Below are 20,715 nucleotides of genomic sequence, written 5' to 3'. Positions count from 1 at the left end.
CCCTTAGTTCAGTCAACCGTATGGGCATCTGATGTACAGGTTTTCGACTCCCTTCTTATGGAGTCGCTGAGGCGGCGATGATGTCTGAGCAGAAGGTCAGAGTCGTCACTGGTCTGAACCTGCTTGGAGGCAGTATCGACTCAGCTTTACTCAAGAAATCAAAGCAGTAAGTTACATTTTCTTGCCAGGCAAGTGTGGTTAATCACAGTGTTTACTGGTAGGTTCGAGCCCCAAATTGGCAGTGGTACCGAGTCCAGCGCACGTTTTAAGCAGGTCGTTATGATCACCATAGAAAACCTAACCAAACAGTATCAGATGGGGGAGAGCCTGGTGGCGGCCCTCAAAGGGGTCAGCCTGACCATCCAAGCCGGCGAGTTCGTGGCCATCATGGGGCCGTCAGGCTCCGGCAAGTCCACCCTGATGAATCTCATCGGCTGTCTGGACAGGCCCAGCAGTGGTCACTATCACCTCGACGGCCAGTCTGTGGACGAACTGGACGACGACACGCTTTCCCGGGTACGCAATGAACGCATCGGCTTTGTGTTCCAGAGCTTCCACCTGCTTCCCCGGCTTTCCGCGCTTGAGAATGTGTTGCTTCCTCTTCGCTACCGCCGTCTGGAAGGCAACCCTGAGCAGGACAGAGAACGCGCCACAGCCCTGCTGAGCCGGGTTGGCCTGGACGGTAGAATGGAGCATCGCCCCAATCAACTCTCCGGCGGTCAGCGACAGCGGGTGGCCATCGCCCGTTCCCTGATTAATCAGCCTGCCATCTTGCTGGCGGATGAGCCCACCGGTGCCCTAGACAGCAAGACCTCGGTGGAGATCATGGAGCTGTTCAAGGAGCTCAATGCCCAGGGCCAGACCATCATCCTGGTGACCCATGAGGAGGAGGTGGCACGCAATGCCAAGCGGATTCTGTGGATGCGTGACGGTGCCATCGAGCGTATCGAGGAGGGCACTCACCATGCGGCTTAGTCTGTACCTGCTGTTTTGCACCGGCCTGCTGGCTCCCTGGCTGGAGGCGGCGCCGCTGCTGTTGACCGGCGAGGTGGCGTCCGCCCAGGCCCAGAGCCTGACGGTGCCCAGGGCCGGCCGTTCCTGGCGTTATCAGATTCAATGGATGGCGCCGGAAGGGCGCATGGTGAAGGCCGGCGATACCGTGGTGGTGTTCGACAAGTCCACCGTCAGCGCCGAACTGGATCAACTGGAAGCCAGGCTGATCCAGGTGGAGGCGTCCAGACAGGCGAAGCGGGTCGAGGTGGAGCAGAGTAACCTCAAGGCCGAGTTCGACCTCAAGGAGAAGCGGCTGCAACTGGAGAAGGCTCAGCTGGATGCCGAGGTCCCAGCCGACTTCCAAAGCCCCAAGGAGTACGCAGATAAACAGTTTGAGCTGCTCAAGGCACATTCTGAACTGGACAAGGCCCAGGAGGCGCTGGAGCAGGCCAGGCTCACCGCCGGACGGGAGCAGGCCAAGTTGGATCTGGACAAAGCCAAGGTAGAGGTGGAACTTTCCAACGCTCAGGCACTGATCTCCGGCCTTGAGCTGAAGGCGACCCACGCCGGGCCGATGATCTACGCGCGCGGCCGTTGGGATGGGAAAAAGACAGAGATTGGTGACACGGTTCAGGTCGGGACCCAGGTGGCCACCATCCCCAGATTCGATGCCCTGCAGGTGTGGGCCTGGGCGAATGAAGTGGATGTCGACAGAGTCCGGCCGGGGGCCAGAGTGTCATTGACGCTGGATGCAGACCCCGGTATCGGCCTTCAGGGGCGGGTCACAGCGGTGGCCCTCAACGGAGAGCGCCGCCATGGTTGGGGTGAGAGCAACTGGTTCCAGATTGAGATTGCGTTGGCGGACCGCGACGCCGTCGAGCTGACCCCGGGGATGAGCGTGCAGGTGCAGCTGGAGGAGCAGAGATGAGACTCATGTGGTTGATGATGTTACCCCTGGTGCTCATGGGTTGTACGCCAGCCGAGCCAGAGCAGCCGCACGCTCAGGCCCCGGTGCAGAGCCGGCTTCAGCTCAGTGGCGAGCTGGCATCAGCGGATTCACTGGGGCTGTCACCGCCGCCGGTTCGGCGCCAGTGGCAGTATCAGGTGAAGTACCTGGCGCCGGAAGGGGTTGAAGTGGATACAGGCGAGGTGCTGGTGAGGCTGGACACCTCGGATCTGCGTCAGCGTCTGCAACTGCGCCAGGCCGATCTGGCGGCGGTGGAGCAGGATATCCATACCTCGGGCATGCGCAATGAGAAGAAGCTGGAGGAGCTGAAGCTGAATCTGGCGGAGGCCAGGATGAATCTGGAGAAAGCCAGGCGCAAATACGAGATTCAGGATGATTCGGTGGCCAGGCTGGAGCGCGAGAAGTACGCCCGGGACGCCGAAATCGCCGATGCCCGGGTGAGCCTGATCGAAAAGGAGATTGAACTGGAGCGCGAAGGGGCGGCGCAGCGACTGGTGATGCTCGAAGGGGACCGCCAGCGTTGGCAGGCCAGGGTCAAACAGCTCAAGTCGGACATAAGCAAGATGACCATCACCGCCCCCCGCAGCGGCATGGTGGTGATTGGCACCACCTTCGATGGCAACAAGATCAAGGAGGGCGCCTCCGTCTTCGCCGGTGACGACCTGATTCGATTGCCGGACCTGTCCAAGATGGAGGTGAAGCTGGCCATTCCCGAGGTGGAAGCGGGCAGGGTCGCGCTGGGGCAACCTGTGTTGATTCGACTGGATGCGGCGCCGGAACGGGCGTTTCATGGCAGCCTGACAGAGATCAGCCCGGTGTTTCGTCGCAAGAACCAGGAGGTGCCGGTGGTGGTGTTCGATGCGGTTGCCACCATTGAGGAGCCCGACGCCGAACTGATGCGCCCGGGGATGACCGCCAAGGTGGAGGTGGTGCTATGACTCGTGTGTTGCTGCTGTTGCTTCTGCTGGCCGGGTGCGGTGAAGCTCCGCGGGATCAGGTGCTGACCCTCGCCGTCGAGCCCCAGACCTTTACTCATATTATTGATGCGCGGGGACAGCTGGAGCCTGCTCAGGCGCAGACGGTATCGGTGCCTGGCGGGTTGCGTGGTCCACAGAGCCTCTCCTGGGTGGCCGAGAACTTCACTCCGGTGATCAAGGGCCAGGTGGTGGCCCGGCTCGATGGCCAACGCCAGCAGCTGGACGCCTCTCTGGCTCAGTTTGAAATCGATAAGCTGGCCCTCGACGGTCAGTTGCAGCAGGGCAGGGATCAGGTGCAGCTGAATGAGATCCTGTCCGGGCGTCAGGTGACCGGGGAGGAGAGGGAGTTGGCGGAGCGTTTTCACAGCGATGACCCCAGGGTGTATTCCCGTATTGAGATCATCGACAACATGAGAAACCGGGATTACCTGGACGCCAAGCTGGGCTACCTCGACTGGGACGAGGGGGAGCAGCGCAACCGTTCTCAGGCGGAGCAGCAACTGATCGAACTGAAACAGCAGGGGCACCTCTCCAAGGTCCAGACCGCGACCCAGAATCTGAAACAGATGGAGGTGGTGGCGCCGGCTGATGGTCTGTTTGTGCTGGTAAACGGTTTCCAGGGACGTCCGGCGATCAGCGGCGACATGGTGTGGTCTGGCATGGCCATAGGCACCATCCCTGACGTCAGCAGGATGGAAGCCCGGCTTTGGGTGCTGGAGTCTGAAGCGGCGGGCCTGAAAGTGGGTCTGCCGGTGGAGCTTCATCTCGATGCCTATCCGGACCGCCTGCTCAGAGGCAAGGTCAGCCGGGTCGAGGCCCTGGCCAAGCCCAAGGACAACAACTCGCCGGTGAACTACTTTGCGTTCAATGTGGAGCTGGAGCAGACCGATACCCAGGTGATGTTCCCGGGCAGAGAGGTGACCGCCAGGGTCAGGGTGGGTCACCAGGAGCAGGTGTTCTCCATCCCCAATCAGGCGCTGTTCCAGAAAGAGGGGCAGGCCTGGGTCTATCTGAAGCAGGGGCGCCGTTTTGTGAAACAGCCGGTGACGCCCGGCGACCGCAGCCTGAACCGGTCGGTGATTGTCTCTGGACTCAACGCGGGCGATGTCATCGCCCTGGCAAAGCCTGCTGAGGTGGCCCTATGAATCATCTGAATGAGATCCGTCAGGCCCTGGGGGAGATGGCCCATCACAAGCTGCGCACCGGCCTGACTCTGCTGGGGATGATCTTCGGCGTCGGGGCGGTGATCGCCATGCTCTCCATCGGCGAGGGCGCCGAGCGTGAAGCGCTGTCGATGATCGAGTCCATGGGGCTGCGTAACGTCGTGGTGGAATCGAGACCCAGTGAGGGGGAAGCCCTGAAAACGGTGCGGGAGCACAGCGTTGGTCTTAGCCTGGGTGATGTGCACAGTGCCATGGATACTCTGCCCTTTCTTCAGGGGTGGAGTGCCAGCAAGGAGGTGCGGGTGCACAACCTGTTCAGCCCTCTGGGTCGCAGCGACGCCAAGGTGGTGGGGGTGACACCCAGTCACTTCGAGCTGAGTAATATCCGCCTGGCTCAAGGGCAGCTGTTTGATAACCAGGACAACCGCTTCTACCGTCAGGTGGCGGTGCTGGGGGCCGAGGCGGCGGTTTCGCTGTTTCCCGGCCAGTCGCCGTTGGGGCAGAGCATCAAGGTGAATCACCAGTGGTTCGAGGTGGTGGCTGTCCTGGCTCAGGGTGAGCAAACCAAGTCGAAGATCGAGGGGGTCAAGCTGGGCGGTGAACGAAACCAGGTGTTCATTCCCCTGAACACCGCCCTGAAGAAGTTGGCGTTCAAGCCGCTGGAGGACCAGCTTGACAGCATCAAGCTGCAATTGGCCGATGGGGTCGAGCCTCCGTTGGCTGCCTCCTCCATCGACCACCTGTTCAGTCGCCGCCACGGGGGCGAGTTTGATTACCAGGTGGTGGTGCCGGCCGATCTGCTGGCTCAGTATCAGCAGACTCAGCGTATTTTTAACATTGTGATGGCCTGCGTCGCCGGGATCTCCCTGCTGGTCGGGGGCATCGGCATCATGAACATCATGCTGGCCACCGTGATGGAGCGTACCGGCGAGATCGGACTGCTGAGGGCGCTGGGGGCCACCAAGCGGGATATTGCCAGGCAGTTTATTACCGAGTCTCTGGTGATCGCCGCCTGTGGTGGCCTTATCGGCATCCTGGCGGGGATCCTGTTGTCACTGGTGATCGGGGCGTACGCCGATTGGCAGGTGGCCTGGTCTCCCATGTCGCTGCTGCTGTCGGTGGGGGTGTGCATGGTAGTCGGGGTGGCCTTTGGCTGGTATCCGGCCCGCAAGGCGGCGGAACTGGATCCCATCATCGCCCTGCAAAGGGACTAGGCTGAAACCGCAGAGCCCCCGACATCGGGGGCTCGTTGCTTATCGCGTCGGGTCGTCAACCCAGGGCAGTCGCTCTCTTGAGGCGAAACCATTGCACCACCAGGCTGACCAGACTGAGCAACAGCAGCATCCACCCCAGGGGAATGAGGGCGAAGGGTTCAACCAGGCTCCCTGACTCATCGACCCGGCTGCCGATAAGGTGGTAGCAAATCATGCACAACAAACTCAGACCCAGCAGGAGCAGGGGCATTCTCAACATCCTCAGACTCACACTTCACCTCTCCCCAACATCGCTTCCACGTCCTTCGGTATATGGGGTCGAAAACCGCTGTTTTCAATCACTGCGGCAAAGATTCCGCTAAGAAATTTTGTTTTTTCATCGACAGAGCCGCCGAAAGTTTTTCAACAGGGAATCTGTCAAAGCCTCTGATCGTATGCCATTTTTCTTGAGGGGAATTACGCTAAGTGACCAATCACCGTCTAAGCTTGGCTTAAACCCAATCGGAGTGACCCCATGGCCTGGATGGATCGCGGCTCAATCAAGACGAAATTCGCTTTGCTGGTGTGGCTGCCTTTCGGCCTGGTGCTGTTGCTTTCGGGTTATTTGCTGGGTGAGCGGGGAACACAGCTGTGGCAGGAGCGACTGCTGCCCGAGCGAGCCGTGGCGATGGCGGAGGGGCGCCGGCTGGTGCTCACACTGCAACGGGAGAGGTCAGGATTGTTGCCAGGCCATGCCTTGGGTGAGAGCAGCAGCAGCCTGGCCATCGCCTCGGACCTGGCGGTGAGCAACTTTCTGGCCGCCCAGGGCCAGTGGTTAACCGAGCAGGAGGCGCATACCCCGGAACTGGTGGCCGTCAATGCCGTAATTGGCGGGCTGGGCTGGATGCGCAATTCATGGCTTGAGGGGGAGTTGTCCCTGAAGCAGTGGAGCAGTTATCTGAGCCAGAGCGTTGCGGCGGTCAACCGCTGGGAGCGTCAGTTTCTGGCTTCACTGCCTGATGGGCAGCTAACCTCAAGGTTCCAGGCCCTGGCTGAGGTGGCTCAGGCTCAGGAGAGCCTGCTGTTACTGGGCTTTGTCTCCTCCGAGGCCTCGCGACAACGCTTGCGTCAACAGAGCAATCTTCATCTGAATCAATACAGAGACCGTCTGGACCCTAAGTCCGCCGGGCAGGGAGGCAGCCGTCCGCCTCATACCCTGGCCCCAGTCACTCAGGAGGCTGGCACATTGCCCGAGGAGCGGGTTGAGGCTCTTACCGCCCATATGAAGCTGCAGAGCCAGTTTCTGTTTGAGGCGATGCAGGCCAGATGGCGTCAGACGGTGGTGGGACTGGGGTGGCTGGTCAGCTTGCTGGCTCCCGCTGTGCTGTTGGCCTGGTGTGGTTGCCGCAGGATAGCTGTGGGTCTGCAGCGGCGGATCATCGGGTTGTCCCTGGCGATTCGGGCACTGGACCAGCAGCGTAACTACCATGTTCAGCTGGCCGCCGGGGATCAGGACGAGCTCGACACCATGATTCACCACCTCAACAATGTGATCGATGATGCGTGCAAAATGAGATCCGAACTCCAGTTAGCAAGGCAGCAGTTGAACAAAGAACTTCAACCTCCCCCCGCGTTCACCGACCCCAAAGTGACCCCCATTCGTCCTGCGGAAGGGGTGCAATCTGAACACTCCCTGAACCAAACTTAATCCTGTCCGCATCTGTAATTTGTTGTTAAGTTAATCACTTGAGTGGTTTGTGTCTCGCAGACCCTCTTTCGATTCGCACCAGACAGCGCAGTGGAGGGCAGTATGGTGAAGGTCAGACACCATCCCTTCTTATTATGCTCGGAAATATCGAGTTAAAAGCCCAAAAGAATCGATTATATGGAAGTGTATGTTGCGTCTACACTTCTCCTACCTGTTTTTGGAGCTATTAAATGAAGACCGTCATTAAGAACTTTTTTAACCAGGAGTCGTCCGGGGGCATCATCCTTATGGTGATGGTGGCCTTGGCCATGCTGATGGCCAATACCCCGCTGGATCGCTTCTATGATGCCTTTTTGAACACCCCGGTACAGATTCGGGTGGGGGCATTGGATCTGCACAAGCCTATGCTGTTGTGGATCAACGATTTGCTGATGGCCTTCTTCTTCCTGTTGATTGGACTCGAGGTGAAGCGAGAGCTGCTTCATGGCACCCTCTCCAGCCTGAGCCAGGCCTCACTGCCCAGCTTCGCCGCCATCGGCGGCATGGTGGCCCCTGCAGCCATCTTCCTGATGTTTAACCATCAGGATCCCCTGGCAGCCAGTGGCTGGGCCATTCCTGCGGCCACCGACATCGCTTTTGCCCTAGGCATACTGGCCCTGCTCGGCAGCCGGGTGCCTCTGGCCCTGAAGGTGTTCCTGCTGGCCCTGGCGATCATCGATGACCTTTTGGCCATCATCATCATCGCGCTGTTCTACAGTGGTGACCTGTCCACCATCAGCCTGGTGATTGCGGCGGCGGCAGTCGCGGCACTGGTGGTGATCAACAGGCTGGGTGTGCGCAGCCTGGTGCCATACCTGCTGTTGGGCACGGTGCTCTGGATTGCGGTGTTGAAGTCTGGTGTGCACGCCACCCTGGCGGGTGTGGTGCTGGCCTTCACCATTCCTCTGACCAAGGATGAGGATGGTGATTGCCCCAGTGAGTTCCTGGAGCACAAGCTGCACCCCTGGAGCACCTACATGATTCTGCCGGTCTTCGCCTTCGCCAACGCCGGAGTGAGCTTCGAAGGGATGTCCATGGCTGACTTGGTGTCGCCGCTGCCTTTGGGCATCACCCTGGGTCTGTTGCTGGGTAAGCCTATTGGCATCCTGGGGATGAGCTACCTGGCGGTGAAGCTCAAGCTGGCGAAGCTTCCTGAGGGCGTGCGCTGGTCCCAGCTGCTGGGTGTGTCCCTGCTGTGTGGTATCGGCTTTACCATGGCGATGTTTGTGGCGTCGCTGGCGTTCGAAGCCGGTGTGGTGAATTACGGAGATATGTCCAGGTTGGGGATTCTGTTGGGATCCGCCTTGTCCGCCATCGGTGGCTACCTGGTGCTCAAGAGTTCGTTAACTGAGAATAAGAGAGGTATCCATGAGAAAGATAGTGGCGATAGCAGCACTGGTGGCCAGCCCGGCCCTGTGGGCCAATGACATCAACCTGGCCCAGTGTCAGGAGGCGCCGAGAAGTGATGCGTGCCTTAACTATCTTCAGGGGGCTGTGGACGGCGCCCTGGCCCTGAGGGCAGGTAGCGGTGTCACGGGGTTGCCGACGGATACCCTGAGCGAGCGGGCTCTGAAATATCGGGGCGGCAAGCGATTTAAGCAGGCTAACGAAGCCTTGTGCCGTCAGAATGCGCCGCAACGGGACCAGATGGTGCTGGCACTGGATGAGCTGGCCGCCGAAGGCAAGATCAGCTCTCAGGAGGAGCTGTCCCAGGCGCTGGCGGCGTTGATGACCTGTCCCAAGTAACGTTTTGCAGGATAAAAAAGAGGGCTCAATTGAGCCCTCTTTCTGTTTCTGATGCCGTTATCTGGTGCACTCTTCCACCAGGTAGGCCAGGTGGCGGTAAGAGATGCCACTCTGACGGGTCAGGCCCATTTCACACATGCGATTGGCGTAGTAGCCTTCGCTGATCTCTGCGGGCAGACGCTCCTTCAGGTGACGCAGCGCCGAGGCGTTGATCTCCGGCTTGTACAGGCCTTTCTCACCGGCAAAGCCACAACAGATGATCCCCTCGGGGCGGACAATCTCTTCGGCATAGCGGTTGACGATCGCCTCCATCTTGGCGCCGGCGCCCATGTGGGTGGCAGAGCAGCCCACGTGCAGGGCCACCGAGCCCTTCTTGTGGGAGGGTGGCAGACGGTCCATCAGTTCGTCATGGATAAAGTCCACGGCGTCGAGCATCTTGAAGTCGATGTCACTGTCCTGCATGGTCCGCTTGGTGCAGGAGAGAGCATCGATGATCACCGGGATGCGGCCATTGTCGGTCATCTCCTTCAGGGCCTGAACCATCTCGTTGCGTTTGAAGTCGGCGTTCTTGTAGTCTCCCTTGGACTCCCACATCTGGCCACAGCACAGCTGGCGGGTGTTGCCCGGCACCAGCACGTTGTATCCGGCGCGCTCCAGCAGGGTCACCATCACGTCCGGCAAGGTGGTGTCATCCGGATCTTCCGGAGTGGCGCCGAAGGTGCGGCCACCACAGGCAGGGAAGTAGACCACCTGGGGCTTGTCGGCGCCGTTGCCGGGCTGCGGGCTCGGCAGGTTACTGCCTTTGGGGAAGCTGGGATCCCAGTAGGGAACCTCTTTGGAGACTTTACGGCCCAGATCCATGATCTTGCCGGTGACCGTGCTGCCGGTCAGCTTGTGGATGCCGTGCAGCATGTTGAAGCCGGTGGAGAGCACACCGTTGACCGCCCCGAAGTTTTTGGCCTGGAAGTCCAGTACCTTCTGCGCGGTGGAGTCGATAAGGTCGGTACGCAGCTGGCGCACCAGCATCCCCATGTTGTTGTCCACCGGGCAGGAGATGGTACAGAGCTGACAGGCGGCGCAGGTGTCGATGACGTCGTACTGGGAGTCCGCCTTGAGCTTGGCGGCGGCCTGCTGCTCGCCCTCCTGCTCCAGACGGGCGATTTCACGCAGAGTGGTGATCCGCTGGCGAGGCGACATGTTCAGTTCTGAGGTGGGGCAGGTCTTCTCACAGAAGCCACACTCGATGCAGCGGTCCACCCAGTCGTCTACCACGGCGGCCTGTTTGATCGCCTTAACGTGGATCTCCTTGTCTTCGTTCAGTACCACGCCCGGGTTGAGAATCCCCTGGGGATCAAAGGCGGCCTTGAGCTTTTTCATCATCTCGTAGGCCTGAACGCCCCACTCCATCTCTACGAAGGGGGCTACCGCCCGGCCGGTACCGTGTTCCGCCTTCATGGAGCCGTCGTACTTGTCGATCACCAGTTTGGCCACGTCCTGCATGAAGCGGTCGAACTGGTCGATATCCTGCTGGCGCTTGAAGTGAGGGGTGATGATGAAGTGGAAGTTGCCGTCCAGGGCATGACCGTAGATCACCCCCTCCGGGTAGCCGTGCTTATGGAACAGATCGGTGAGATCCGCCGCAGCCGACGCCAGATCTTCGACCCGGAAGGCCACGTCTTCGATGATCACCGAGGTGCCCTTGGGTCGTTCACCGCCGATGATGGGGAACAGGCCGGAGCGCATGGCCCAGTACTTGCCGTACACGGCAGGATCGGTACTGAACTCGATGGGACGTTCGGTTTCGATGTGCTTGATGGCATCGATGGTCTGCTGGGTGTAGGTCTCCAGGGTTTCCTGGTCGTTGGCACGACACTCGATCAGCAAAATGGCAGAGCCTTCCGGCAGGTCGGCGAGCCAATCCGGCATGCCGGGTTTGCCGGTGACCGACTTGATGGAGGCCCAGTCCAGCAGTTCGCCGGCGGAGACCGCGTCCATCTTCAGCGGCGGAATCGCCGATGCGGCGTCTACCATGTTGTAGAACACCGCCATGGCTGAGGCCTTGAATTTGGCCTCCACCACGGTGTGGTAGGTGACCTCTTCCACGAAAGCAAAGGTGCCCTCGGAGCCCACAATCAGATGGTTGATGATGTCGAAGGGATCGCTGAAGTCCACCAGGGCATTGAGGCTGTAGCCTGTGGTGTTCTTGATGGCGAACTTGTGGTTGATGCGATTAGTCAGGACCTCGTTGTTGCGGGTCTCCTCCGCCAGTTCGGTCAGGGACTTGAGCAGCTCGGAACGTTTTTCGGCGAATGCCTTCTTGGAGGCTTCATCACCGGTATCCAGATAGGTGCCGTCCGCAAACAGCAGCTTGGCGCTGGCGATGGTTTTGTAGCTGTTTTCCGTGGTTCCACAACACATGCCGGAGGCGTTGTTGGCGACGATGCCACCCACCATGCAGGAGGCCAGGGTTGCCGGGTCCGGGCCGATCTTCTTGTCGAAGGGTTTGAGTTTGGCGTTGGCGTCGGCGCCGATCACCGCCGCGCCCAGGGTGACGTGGTGATGATCTTCGCTGATGTCTATTTTGCGGAAACCGTCATAGCCCAGTCGCAGCAGAATCCCTTCTCCCACCGCCTGACCCGACAGACTGGTGCCTGCGGCCCTGAAGGTGACCGGCGCGTTATGCTGACGCGCGACGGCCAGGGTTTCTTCAACTTCTTTCAATGAGTTTGCGGTCACAACCAGTTGCGGCACGATGCGAAAGTAACTGCCATCGGTGGACCAGGCGAAGCGTCGTACGGGATCATCGGTGACCGCTTTGGGCCCCAGTCGGGAAAGAAGTTCTCTGTGGACCTGAGAATAATCGATGCTCATTGCGTACCCTCCGGCGCGGGCCCGCAGGGATGGGCCCGGATTTTCTGTTGTTATGGATGCTTGTTCTGACTGCTATAAAGCTTAGTAGCTTATTTTTTATAGCGAATAATATTGTGCTACCTGCAGCAGAAAGAGTGACTTGCATCACGCCGAAAGTGTGACTCAGGTTGTGGAATTTGTGTGCAAAGTGTGATGGTTGAAGTCAGTTGGGTGAGATAACCACCTTGATGTCCTGAGGGGGGGCGTAATAGGGCGCAGAGGTAATAAACAGGCTTGCGCCGACCTCGGCGTATTCGGCGATGGTGGTTGGATTAATCCCCCCGGCAACGGAGAGCTGGCAGCTTGCCCCGAGTTGCTGTTTCAGGGCCAGGGCATCGGCCACCTGGGCTGGGGTAAACTTGTCCAACTGGATGATGTCGGGGCCGGCGGCCAGCAGGGCGGGCAACTGATCCAGGTTGTCCGCTTCAATGGCCAGTTTGTGCTCGGGCGCGTGGCTGCGCGCCTGGTCGACCATGCGCCGGTAATCCTCGGGATGCGTCAGCAGGTTCCTGTGATTGGTGAAAACCAGCAGGGAATCGCTCAGGCCGCTGCGATGGATGGTACCGCCGCCGGCAATCACCGCTGCGGTCGCCAGCTTGCGGGTGCCGGGTATGCTCTTGCGCGTGCAGGCCACCTGGGCATGGGGTTGATGAACTCGTGCGCTCTCCACCATGGCACGGGTGCACTGTGCCACGCCACCGCACCACTCCAGGACCACCTGAACCACTTTCCAGGCACTGTGGAGCCGATCGGCACGCCCCTGGGCACTGAGTACCAGAGCCATCCCTTCGACCCAATCGCCTTCGGCGGCGTGCACTTCAGGAGTGAGGCCCAGCTTCTGCAGCATCTGTGCGGCCACATCCAGACCGGCGACCGGTCCGGCCTGCTTGCGGCGGAACTCTATGGTGGCGGTTTGGTTGGACAGATTCAGGGTTCGGCTGGTGAGGTCACCCCGGGGAATGTCCTCAAGGATCAGGGCATCCAGTTCTTGGTCAGAGAAGTACAGCATTATCCACTCCAATCGGACATAAAAGTCACTGAAATCAAAGGAGTGGATTTTAGGTCAGGCTGGCTCCGGGAAAACCCGGAGCAGATCCCATTTTCAGCTCGGAGTGTTAGCCCAGTGGCCAATTCAGGGTGATGAAAGAGGCGTTGGCCTGCAGCGGGGTGTTATCTGACCAGGCCGGATGGCCTCCGTGGGCGTTGCCTACGCTGCGCAGCCACTCCCCGTGGCTGACGACGGCAACCCGCCCCTGTGGCTGTGCCAGGTGGATGCGATGAAGGGCTTCCAGGGCGCGGGATTGCAGCTGATCCGCGGGTTCAAACCCTGGGACGTCGACGCTGTTCTGACTGAAGCGCAGAGACAGGGCTTGCCACAGTTCACCCTGTTCACCCCGGTGACACCCCTCTAACACCCCAAAGGCGCGCTCTTTCAGGCCATCATCAAGCTGAAGAGGCAGGTCGTGTGGCTGGTTGATGATTTCGGCAGTGATGCGCGCCCGCTCCAGTGGACTGGCGTAGATGGCATCGAACTTAAGAGAGGCCAGCTCCCGGGAGAGGGCTTCGGCCTGGGCCAGGCCCGCGTCGGTCAGGGGGCTGTTCTGGCTGCCTTGAAGGCGGCGCTGGCGGTTCCACAGGGTCTCCCCATGGCGAATCAAATAAAACTGGGTCACGGCGGGTGTGGTATGAGTGACTGATGGGGGCGCAGTATACCATCAATGAACGAAAAAGGGCGCGGCCCTGGGGGAGGGTACCGCGCCAAAAGCTCAGGCGTTGACTCTCAACTTCGCTTAAAAACGGTAATCGATGGACAGGTACAGTTGCTGGGTATCGTCCAGGGAGAAGTTCTGGCCGATGCTGGGGCCATCGTTCTCATAGTCCTGATCCAGATAGCGGTAGCCCACTTCGGTGCTCCAGTTCTGGGTCAGACGGTATTCGGCGCCCACCTGGCCACCCCAGACGAAATCACTCTGGGAATCGCTGGCAATCTTGTTGTCGGCCACACCGGCGGACAGGCCTGCAAACAGGTTGAACTTGCCAGTGTTGCCTACGGGGAACAGGTAGTCGTAGGAAGCCAGGAACAGGTGCTGCTCCTGCTTGATGGAGTCACCCAGCACATTGAACTTGTCCTCTTTGTAGCTGTAGGTGCCCGCAAAACGGTGATGGTCGTTCAGGATGGCACCGCCGCGCAGCTGCCAGGCCACATCATCGCTGTCTTTGTGGGCGTCGCCCTTGATGGTGTCCTGCTGCCAGCCCGCACCGGCGCCGGCGAACCACTGTACATCAGCTGCCAGGGCAGAGGTGGAAAGAAGGGCGGTGGCGATAAGGGTTGCGGTCAGTTTTTTCATGGTAATGCTCCAATGACGTTGTGTCTGTCGATGGGTCCTACCATACGCGCCCTAATTGAACCCACTCTGAACCAGAGGGGGCCAAACTTAACCTCCGCTTAATCCGGTACTTAAAAAATATAAACGCCCGTTTCAGGCGGGCGTTTAATGTTCTGGCCGGCCTCAGATCAGTCTCGGCTTAACTGAGCCAGTCTGTGGTAGAGGGGCTGCAACCTGTTGTAGAGGTTGAGGTACACCTCTTTATACAGGGTGCGATACCTTTGGTGGTGTAATGGATTGGGCTCAAACCGTTTTCCCACCCGAACCATCCCCTGAGTCGCCTGAGCGACGTCCGGGTACCAGCCAAGGTGCAGGGCCGCGCACAGGGCCGCGCCCAGGCCGGAGGTTTCTGTGGTGTGGGCGCGCTCTACCGGCACGCCAAACAGGTCAGCGGTCAGCTGCAGTATAGCGTCGCTCTGGGCGCCGCCCCCGGACACCCGTAACAGCTGGGTGTGGGCGCCGGTGCGCTTCTCCACCCGCTCCAGGCCCTCTTTCAGCCCGTAGCCCAGCCCCTCGATGATGGCGCGATAGAGGTGGGCGCGGGTGTGATGATCGCTAAAGCCGATGATGGAGCCCCGGGCCTCGGGGCCAGGCTGGCGCACTCCGGCGCCCCAGTAGGGCTGGAGGATCAATCCTTCGCTGCCGGGTTCCACCGCATTGATCAGCTCATCCAGCAGCTTCTCTGCCACCGTGTTCTGCTCCTCGGCCAGCAGTTGTTCCAGCTGACCGAACTGCTCCTTGAACCAGCTGACCATCCAGAAGCCGCGAAACAGCATCACCTCACACAGGTATTCGCCGGCGACCGCGGCTGGGTAGGCGGGCATCAGCGGCACGATTTCCCGGTAGCGGGGGCTGACCACATTGACCGTGGCGGTGGTGCCAAAGCTCAGACTGGCCACCCCCTCCTGGTGGCCACCACTGCCGAGGATCTCGCAGGCCTTATCACCTCCGGCGGCCACCACTGGCAGACCGGCGGCCAGACCCAGCTGCTCGGCTTTGTCCGGGCACAATTCACCCAGGGTGTCCCCCGGAGCCACCAGCTCCGGCATCTGGTCAGGCACCAGGCTCAGGGCCTGCCAGCGCCAGTTGTTGGGTGTGGCCCATCGCTGCTTTTTGTAGTCGAAGGGCAGATACCCCACCTGGCCTGCGGTGCTGTCCCGGTAGTGGCCGGTCAGGCGGTGGGTCAGAAAGCCTCCCACCTGTACCACCTTGGCACAGCGTTGCCAGAGTTTGGGCTCGTAGCTGGCCAGGGTGTTGCTGAAGGCGCGGCGGCGCAGGGTGTTAAAGCTTTGTCCCACTACCGGCAGCCAGGCGAGGGGTCTCAGATACCAGGGAAGCGGCGGCAGTTCGCGGCACTGGCGTTGATCGGTCCAGAGCACCGCCGGGCGAAGTGAATTGCCCTGCTTGTCCAGGAACACCAGGGAGGTGCGCTGGGCGGTGAGGGTTACCGCCTTGACCATGCTGAGGTCATTGCCCTGGTCGTGAAGCTGCCTGACGGAGTCCAGCAGTGCCTGCCAGTACAGCTCCGGATCCATCTCCGCCGCCCCGGGTTGTGGGGTGTGATAGGGCGGAGAGAAGTGGATCTGGGTTTTGTCCAATACGTTGCCCTGGCGATCAAACAGCAGGGCTCTCAGACTCTGGGTGCCGTTGTCGATGGCGAGAATGGCGTCAGACATTGCTGCACCTGAACGGCTGTGGGCTGTAATAGCGCTCCCACAGGCGCCAATATCTGTCCCACTCCTGCTGGCACTGTGTTTCGTTCCAGCCCAGGTACTGCTGACACAGCAAGCTGATGCGAGGCTGATGATGATGTACCCCTCGTCCCAGCAGCAGTCCCAGCCGGGTGCGGCGCAGCAACAGGTCATCCAGATGGGCAATGGCCTGTTGTTCGATGGCGTGTTCCAGTTGATTCCAGCACACGGTGGCGGCGCCTATGGGCTCGCCAGCCTCGTGTTGCTGTGACACCGGAGGCAGTTCCGGCTCTCTCAATGGCGCCTCGATCATGGCGGCGGCCTGTTCCAGCACCTGCTGTCCGGTTTCCAGGAAGGTGGTGAGCTTGCCTCCGGTGAGATTCACCAGTCCGGGCTCTTGCCAGATCAGGTGTTCCCGGCTGGCGTCCGAGGGGGCGGAGTGCTCGGAGGCGGAGCAGACCACCGGCCTGACCCCGCTCCAGCTGGCAAGGATGTCGTCCTCCTGAGCAGTGGGGTCCAGGGCATGCAGAGCCTGCCACAGGTAATCGAACTCCTCCCGGCTCATGGCGACGTCCTGATTCAGCGGTGCGTCATGATCCAGATCCGTGGTGCCCATGATGGAGGTGCCCTGCCAGGGATAGAGGTAGACAGGCCGGCCATCCTCCGGATGGGCAAAGGTCAGCGCCGCCGGGGCCGGGTAACGCCAGGCGGGCAATACCAGATGGCTGCCCCTCAGTGGACGAATCACCTGGTTGCCTGGCAGTGGGGTCAGGCGATTGCACCAGGCTCCGGCGCAGTTGATGACGCAGCCTGAGGTGATCGGCATGGGGTGGCCGTCGATCTGCGCCTGAACGCCGGTGCAGCGGCCATGTTTCTCCAGCAGGTTGTCCACCGGGCTGTAGTGGCTGAGATCCAGCCCTTCACGCACCGCTTCCTGGAGCAGCCAGGTGATGAGGCCGCAATCGTCGCTGATGGCGTCAAAGTAACTGCTGGCACCCTCTATCTGGTGCAGAGGGTAGGGCAGAGCTTCCTGAAGCTGTTGTTGTGACAGCCAGCCCGGCCGGCAGCCTGGGGCGAAGGCTCGGTAGATCTGCAGCGCCACCTGCATCATCCAGGGCTTGGGGTAGCCGCCAGGAGGATGCATAAACCAGAAGGGCAGGGGTTGCACCAGTGACGGATGGTGAGCCATCAGCGCATCCCGGGCGCGGGCCGCTTCCCGGGTCAGTCGCCAATCGCCTTTTGCTAGGTAGCGCAGGCCACCGTGCACCATCTTGGAGGAGCGGCTGGAGGTGCCTGAGCTGAAATCCTCAGCCTCCAGCAACAGGGTCTTCAAGCCGTTGTGACACGCCAACCAGGCGACTGCGGCGCCGTTGATCCCTCCACCGACCACGATGATGTCGTAGCGACGTTCTCCCGCGTCGAGTCTGGCGCGGGTGTCCGCCACTCTGGCGGTGAGGTTCATCATGGCGACTCCAGCAGCTTACCCGGATTCATCTGACCCTGAGGGTCGTAGTGGTCGAACAGCGCCTGAATGCCGGAGCGGGTCAGCTCATCCTTCTCTACGTGCAGGTAGGGACTGTGATCTTCACCGACGCCGTGCTGGTGGCTGATGGTACCGCCGCCCTCCACAACGGCGCGGCTGGCGGCGTCTTTGAACTTGCGCCATTGGGCCAGGCTGGCATCGAAATCCTCCTTGGCGGGAAAGACATAGGTGGTGTACAGGCTGCACCCCTGCTTGTAGACATGGCTCAGATGGGTATAGCAGAGCAGCGGCGTGTCGCCGGCCACCGCTTTGAGGCTCAGCTCCATCTGCTGTTGCAACGTTTCGATGCGGTCCCAGTTGGCAGCGGTCTCGAAGGTGTCCACCAGATAACCGTGCTCCCACAGGCTCTGTCTCAGGTAGGGCGCGTTGTAACGGTTCTCCTTCCAGTGGCGACCTAGGCCCTTGAGTGCCAGTCTGCCATCATGATCATGCAGGGTGCGGCGTATGGCTCGGGTGCTGTGGCGTACCTGGGCTCTGTCGCCGGTAACGCCCCAGGTGAGCATGGCCGGCTTGTCGCCCACCTTCAACAGGCGGAACAGTTTCATCAGGCGGCGGTGCTTCTCCGGTGAGAGCGCCAGTTGCAGTTGGGTGTCGGTTTCGGTTGGATGGCTCAATCGCATCATGCTGGCGGGAATCCCCGCCTGGGCGATGTCGCGCACCGCGTCCAGACCTTTGTCCCAATTCGGGAAGAAGGAGACGTAGAACTGCTCCTTTTTAGGCAGGGGCTGCACCCGCATGTCCGCTTCGCTGATGATGCCGATGCGGCCTTCTGAGCCTAGGAATACTTCACGCCAGTCAGGCCCGGCGGAGCTGGCGGGTATGGTAGGCAGATTGATGTTGCCCTTGGGGGTATGGATCAATCCGCCGGCGAACAGCTGCTCGATGCGCCCATAGCGCAGGGACTGTTGACCCGAGCTACGGCTGGCGATCCAGCCGCCCAATGTAGAGCACTCGAACGACTGGGGGAAGTGGCCCAGTGTGTAGCCTCGGGCGTTGAGCTGTGCCTCGAGATCCGGCCCCCTGACGCCGGCTTCGAACCGGGCCAGCTGGCTGACGGGATCGAGGTGCAGCAAACGGGTCATCCGTTCCATGGAGAGGGTAATGACCGGACGTTGTCCCTGCCTGGGATTGATGTGGCCGGCGACGCTGGTGCCACCGCCATAGGGAATGACCACCCAGTTATTCTTCGTTGCCATGGCCAGCAGTTGTTGCAGATCGTCCCGGCTTTCGGGGAAGGCGACCGCATCAGGGGCACAGCCCAGTTTACCCTGTTTGAAGGCCAGCCAGTCAGCCAGGCTCTGACCCCGCGAATAGCGGGCCCGGGTCTGGGGATCGATGGAGTAAAGGTCGTGGGCTGGGAGCCGGCTGTCAGGCAGAGCCTGGGCCGTTTCCTCTAGTGTGGCTTCCCCAAGGGGGTGGCCCGGACCAAGAAGAGAAGTGAGTACCGTTTTGGCAACGGGGGGCAAGGGGCGTTGCTTGTTTAAGTCTCCCCAACCATTCCATACCTTTTCCATGAGACATCCTGTTCATGTTGTTAATTTTTTGTTTATCACCTAAGAGTTACGGATTTTTTGGGTTTATACAAGTGTTTGAAAAGCGATGGTGAATGAACAGGAAGGAATGCTGCTGCAGGGCCATGTTCGCAGGGCAAAAAAAGGCCGGTGGGCAAGCCACCGGCAGGGATCACTGAGTTGCTGCCCGACCTCAAACGGAGTGGCGACAGCAAACCCCGGAGGGTTGATGAAGGAGGTCGGTTACAACACTCGCTTACACTAGCAAGGTGGGCTGATGCCTGTCGTCATCAAAATTGGTGATTTTTTGCACTTGAATTGGTGGGAACTGTTGACGTTACAAGGTGATGTAAAAACAAACTCAGAAACCGGTTAACTCAGGGTGCCGTAGCTTCAATGCTTGCCTAATATTCCCTAGATGGTAATTTGCATCCAAAGCACGTTAACTGAGACTGAGTAACAATGCCAAAGGCTAGTGAAATCAAAAAGAACGCCGTTGTTGAGCACAACGGTAAAGTGTATTCCGTGAAGGACATCGCCAAGCTGACCCCCAGCGGCCGCGCGGGCAGCAGTCTGTACCGCATGCGTATGTACGATGTGGCCACCGGCGCCAAGCTCGATGAGAGCTTCAAAGCCGATGAGATCCTGAGCCTGGCTGATTTTAGCCGTCATCAGGTGAGCTTCTCCTACATCGACGGTGATGAGTACGTCTTTATGGACAATGAGGACTACACCCCCTTCAATTTCCGCAAGGAAAGCATTGAAGAGGAACTGCTGTACTTCACCGAGGACACTCAGGGCATTCAGGTACTGGCGGTAGAGGGTAACCCGGTGGCACTTGAGCTGCCTACCAGCGTTGACCTGGAAATCGTGGAGACTGACCCCTCCATCAAGGGTGCCTCCGCGACCTCTCGCACCAAGCCTGCCACCCTGACTACGGGTCTGGTTGTTCAAGTGCCCGAGTACATCAGCACTGGCGACAAGATCAAAGTGAACACCGCCGAAGGTAAGTTCATGAGCCGCGCCGACGGCAAGTAAACGCTCCTCAGCATCGAAGCCCGGCCGCGTGCCGGGTTTTTGTATCCCAAATAACATAGCCTGACGGGAGAACCGATTAAGGCTCACCAATGTGACTTATCCACTTCTCATCGGTGGCAAATCCCGCTAACTTAGTTCATTCGATAAATCAGCAAGATAAGAACCTTTCGGGGCACTTTAGGCGCTACCGAGGGCGGAGCCTTGCTGCCTGTCAGTACATCTTGATTTAAATGTGTTTTAAATCAGTTGTATAGGTGTAAATGGTCGCTCACTCTGCAAGTGTTCACTTCAAATCATAAGGTGCTGTATATATATACAGTTGTGTGGGCAATCCGCCTTTCCCCGACCAGGATCCGCCTTTCACGCAACTCTGATGGCAGGAACTGAGTTTAAAAAGGCAAGCTTCCATTGAAGCTATAGAGACTTGCCGAATCTGCACTGAACTGGTGCATGTATGATAGGCGGCAAGGTTTTAATGAGTGATAGGCGGCAAGTCGCCGCATAATAAGCTGTTAGTGCGTCAAGCGAAGCTTGATGCATCTTGCGGGGTGAAAGTCCCCGTCGGGTAAGGCCTAACCAGTCACCCGTATCGAGTGTTGCGCCCAAGGCGGAGATAGGGATTAGCCGATGCTTTTCAGTGGCGCAGCCACAACCAATCGAACAATCTGGGTGAAGCGTACACAGAGAATCTTATAGGCCATAGGGATTGTCGTGATCCTGAAGTGCTGGTATCGCTCCGTTAATTATGAACCTCCTGACTGACGAGGCTGGTAACAGAGTCGAAGTCCAGGCAATTCAACCGCCATTGGTGAGGTTGTTGCGAGTCAGCGGAGTTATCAAGCCGTGGCA

17 protein-coding genes are annotated in these 20,715 nt (G+C 59.7%); 9 read left to right on the top strand and 8 right to left on the bottom strand.

Annotated elements, in window-relative coordinates; genetic code table 11:
- Positions 1-279: 279 nt before the first annotated feature.
- Genes G505_RS0107370 through G505_RS0107350 form a run of 5 tightly spaced genes read left to right on the top strand, consistent with a single transcriptional unit; the run spans position 280 to position 5,314 of the window.
- Positions 280-975, top strand: coding sequence for an ABC transporter ATP-binding protein (locus G505_RS0107370; protein ID WP_028108990.1), 696 nt, complete (start codon positions 280-282; stop codon positions 973-975).
- Complete coding sequence (locus G505_RS20835; RefSeq protein WP_051215965.1) at positions 965-1,921, top strand: HlyD family secretion protein; 957 nt, start codon at positions 965-967, stop codon at positions 1,919-1,921. Before G505_RS0107370 ends, G505_RS20835 begins: the two co-directional genes overlap by 11 nt.
- Positions 1,918-2,898 (top strand): HlyD family secretion protein, encoded by a 981-nt coding sequence (locus G505_RS20830; RefSeq protein ID WP_051215964.1) that lies wholly within the window; start codon positions 1,918-1,920, stop codon positions 2,896-2,898. Before G505_RS20835 ends, G505_RS20830 begins: the two co-directional genes overlap by 4 nt.
- Positions 2,895-4,082 (top strand): efflux RND transporter periplasmic adaptor subunit, encoded by a 1,188-nt coding sequence (locus G505_RS0107355; RefSeq protein WP_028108989.1) that lies wholly within the window; start codon positions 2,895-2,897, stop codon positions 4,080-4,082. The genes G505_RS20830 and G505_RS0107355 overlap by 4 nt, the downstream gene beginning before the upstream one ends.
- On the top strand, positions 4,079-5,314 hold the full coding sequence (locus tag G505_RS0107350; RefSeq protein ID WP_028108988.1) for an ABC transporter permease: 1,236 nt from the start codon (positions 4,079-4,081) through the stop codon (positions 5,312-5,314). The genes G505_RS0107355 and G505_RS0107350 overlap by 4 nt, the downstream gene beginning before the upstream one ends.
- 55 nt (positions 5,315-5,369) lie before the next feature.
- Here G505_RS0107350 and G505_RS0107345 read toward each other — a convergent pair whose 3' ends face one another.
- A complete protein-coding gene (locus tag G505_RS0107345) occupies positions 5,370-5,564 on the bottom strand; it encodes a DUF3955 domain-containing protein (RefSeq protein WP_035385167.1) in 195 nt (64 codons plus the stop codon).
- A 264-nt stretch (positions 5,565-5,828) separates the two neighbouring features.
- On the opposite strand from G505_RS0107345, the gene G505_RS0107340 reads away from it, so the two are divergent.
- From G505_RS0107340 to G505_RS20820, 3 genes are all read left to right on the top strand, one after another.
- The gene (locus tag G505_RS0107340) at positions 5,829-7,001 is read left to right on the top strand and encodes a hypothetical protein (protein WP_028108986.1); all 1,173 of its coding nucleotides are present in this window, start codon (positions 5,829-5,831) and stop codon (positions 6,999-7,001) included.
- Positions 7,002-7,231: 230 nt separating this feature from the next.
- On the top strand, positions 7,232-8,467 hold the full coding sequence (gene nhaA, locus G505_RS20825) for a Na+/H+ antiporter NhaA (protein ID WP_051215962.1): 1,236 nt from the start codon (positions 7,232-7,234) through the stop codon (positions 8,465-8,467).
- A complete protein-coding gene (locus G505_RS20820; protein WP_157509098.1) occupies positions 8,409-8,786 on the top strand; it encodes a hypothetical protein in 378 nt (125 codons plus the stop codon). Before nhaA ends, G505_RS20820 begins: the two co-directional genes overlap by 59 nt.
- A 57-nt stretch (positions 8,787-8,843) precedes the next feature.
- Here G505_RS20820 and G505_RS0107325 read toward each other — a convergent pair whose 3' ends face one another.
- The 7 genes from G505_RS0107325 to G505_RS0107295 form a co-directional block, all read right to left on the bottom strand.
- Positions 8,844-11,657, bottom strand: a complete 2,814-nt coding sequence (locus G505_RS0107325; RefSeq protein WP_028108985.1) for an FAD-binding and (Fe-S)-binding domain-containing protein — start codon at positions 11,655-11,657, stop codon at positions 8,844-8,846.
- Positions 11,658-11,859: 202 nt separating this feature from the next.
- Positions 11,860-12,705, bottom strand: a complete 846-nt coding sequence (gene modD / locus G505_RS0107320) for a ModD protein (RefSeq protein WP_028108984.1) — start codon at positions 12,703-12,705, stop codon at positions 11,860-11,862.
- A 106-nt stretch (positions 12,706-12,811) separates the two neighbouring features.
- Positions 12,812-13,369: a histidine phosphatase family protein gene (locus G505_RS22375; protein ID WP_051215960.1), complete on the bottom strand. Its 558-nt coding sequence runs from the start codon at positions 13,367-13,369 to the stop codon at positions 12,812-12,814.
- Positions 13,370-13,486: 117 nt separating this feature from the next.
- Entirely contained in the window at positions 13,487-14,044 is a 558-nt protein-coding gene (locus G505_RS0107310) for a porin family protein (protein ID WP_028108983.1), read from the bottom strand.
- 167 nt (positions 14,045-14,211) lie between these two features.
- A complete protein-coding gene (locus G505_RS0107305; protein ID WP_028108982.1) occupies positions 14,212-15,759 on the bottom strand; it encodes an FGGY-family carbohydrate kinase in 1,548 nt (515 codons plus the stop codon).
- Positions 15,752-17,239, bottom strand: a complete 1,488-nt coding sequence (locus G505_RS0107300) for an FAD-dependent oxidoreductase (protein WP_051215959.1) — start codon at positions 17,237-17,239, stop codon at positions 15,752-15,754. The genes G505_RS0107305 and G505_RS0107300 overlap by 8 nt, the downstream gene beginning before the upstream one ends.
- Positions 17,236-18,831 carry an FAD-binding oxidoreductase gene (locus G505_RS0107295; RefSeq protein WP_028108980.1) on the bottom strand — a complete coding sequence of 532 codons (1,596 nt, stop codon included), beginning with the start codon at positions 18,829-18,831 and terminating at the stop codon, positions 17,236-17,238. The genes G505_RS0107300 and G505_RS0107295 overlap by 4 nt, the downstream gene beginning before the upstream one ends.
- A 459-nt stretch (positions 18,832-19,290) precedes the next feature.
- Here G505_RS0107295 and efpL point away from each other — a divergent pair, with 459 nt between their 5' ends.
- A complete protein-coding gene (gene efpL / locus G505_RS0107290) occupies positions 19,291-19,866 on the top strand; it encodes an elongation factor P-like protein EfpL (protein ID WP_028108979.1) in 576 nt (191 codons plus the stop codon).
- Positions 19,867-20,715: the final 849 nt, after the last annotated feature.

The sequence above is a fragment of the Ferrimonas futtsuensis DSM 18154 genome, from assembly GCF_000422645.1.
Taxonomy (GTDB): domain Bacteria; phylum Pseudomonadota; class Gammaproteobacteria; order Enterobacterales; family Shewanellaceae; genus Ferrimonas; species Ferrimonas futtsuensis.
This window is presented reverse-complemented; position numbering and strand designations above follow the sequence as displayed.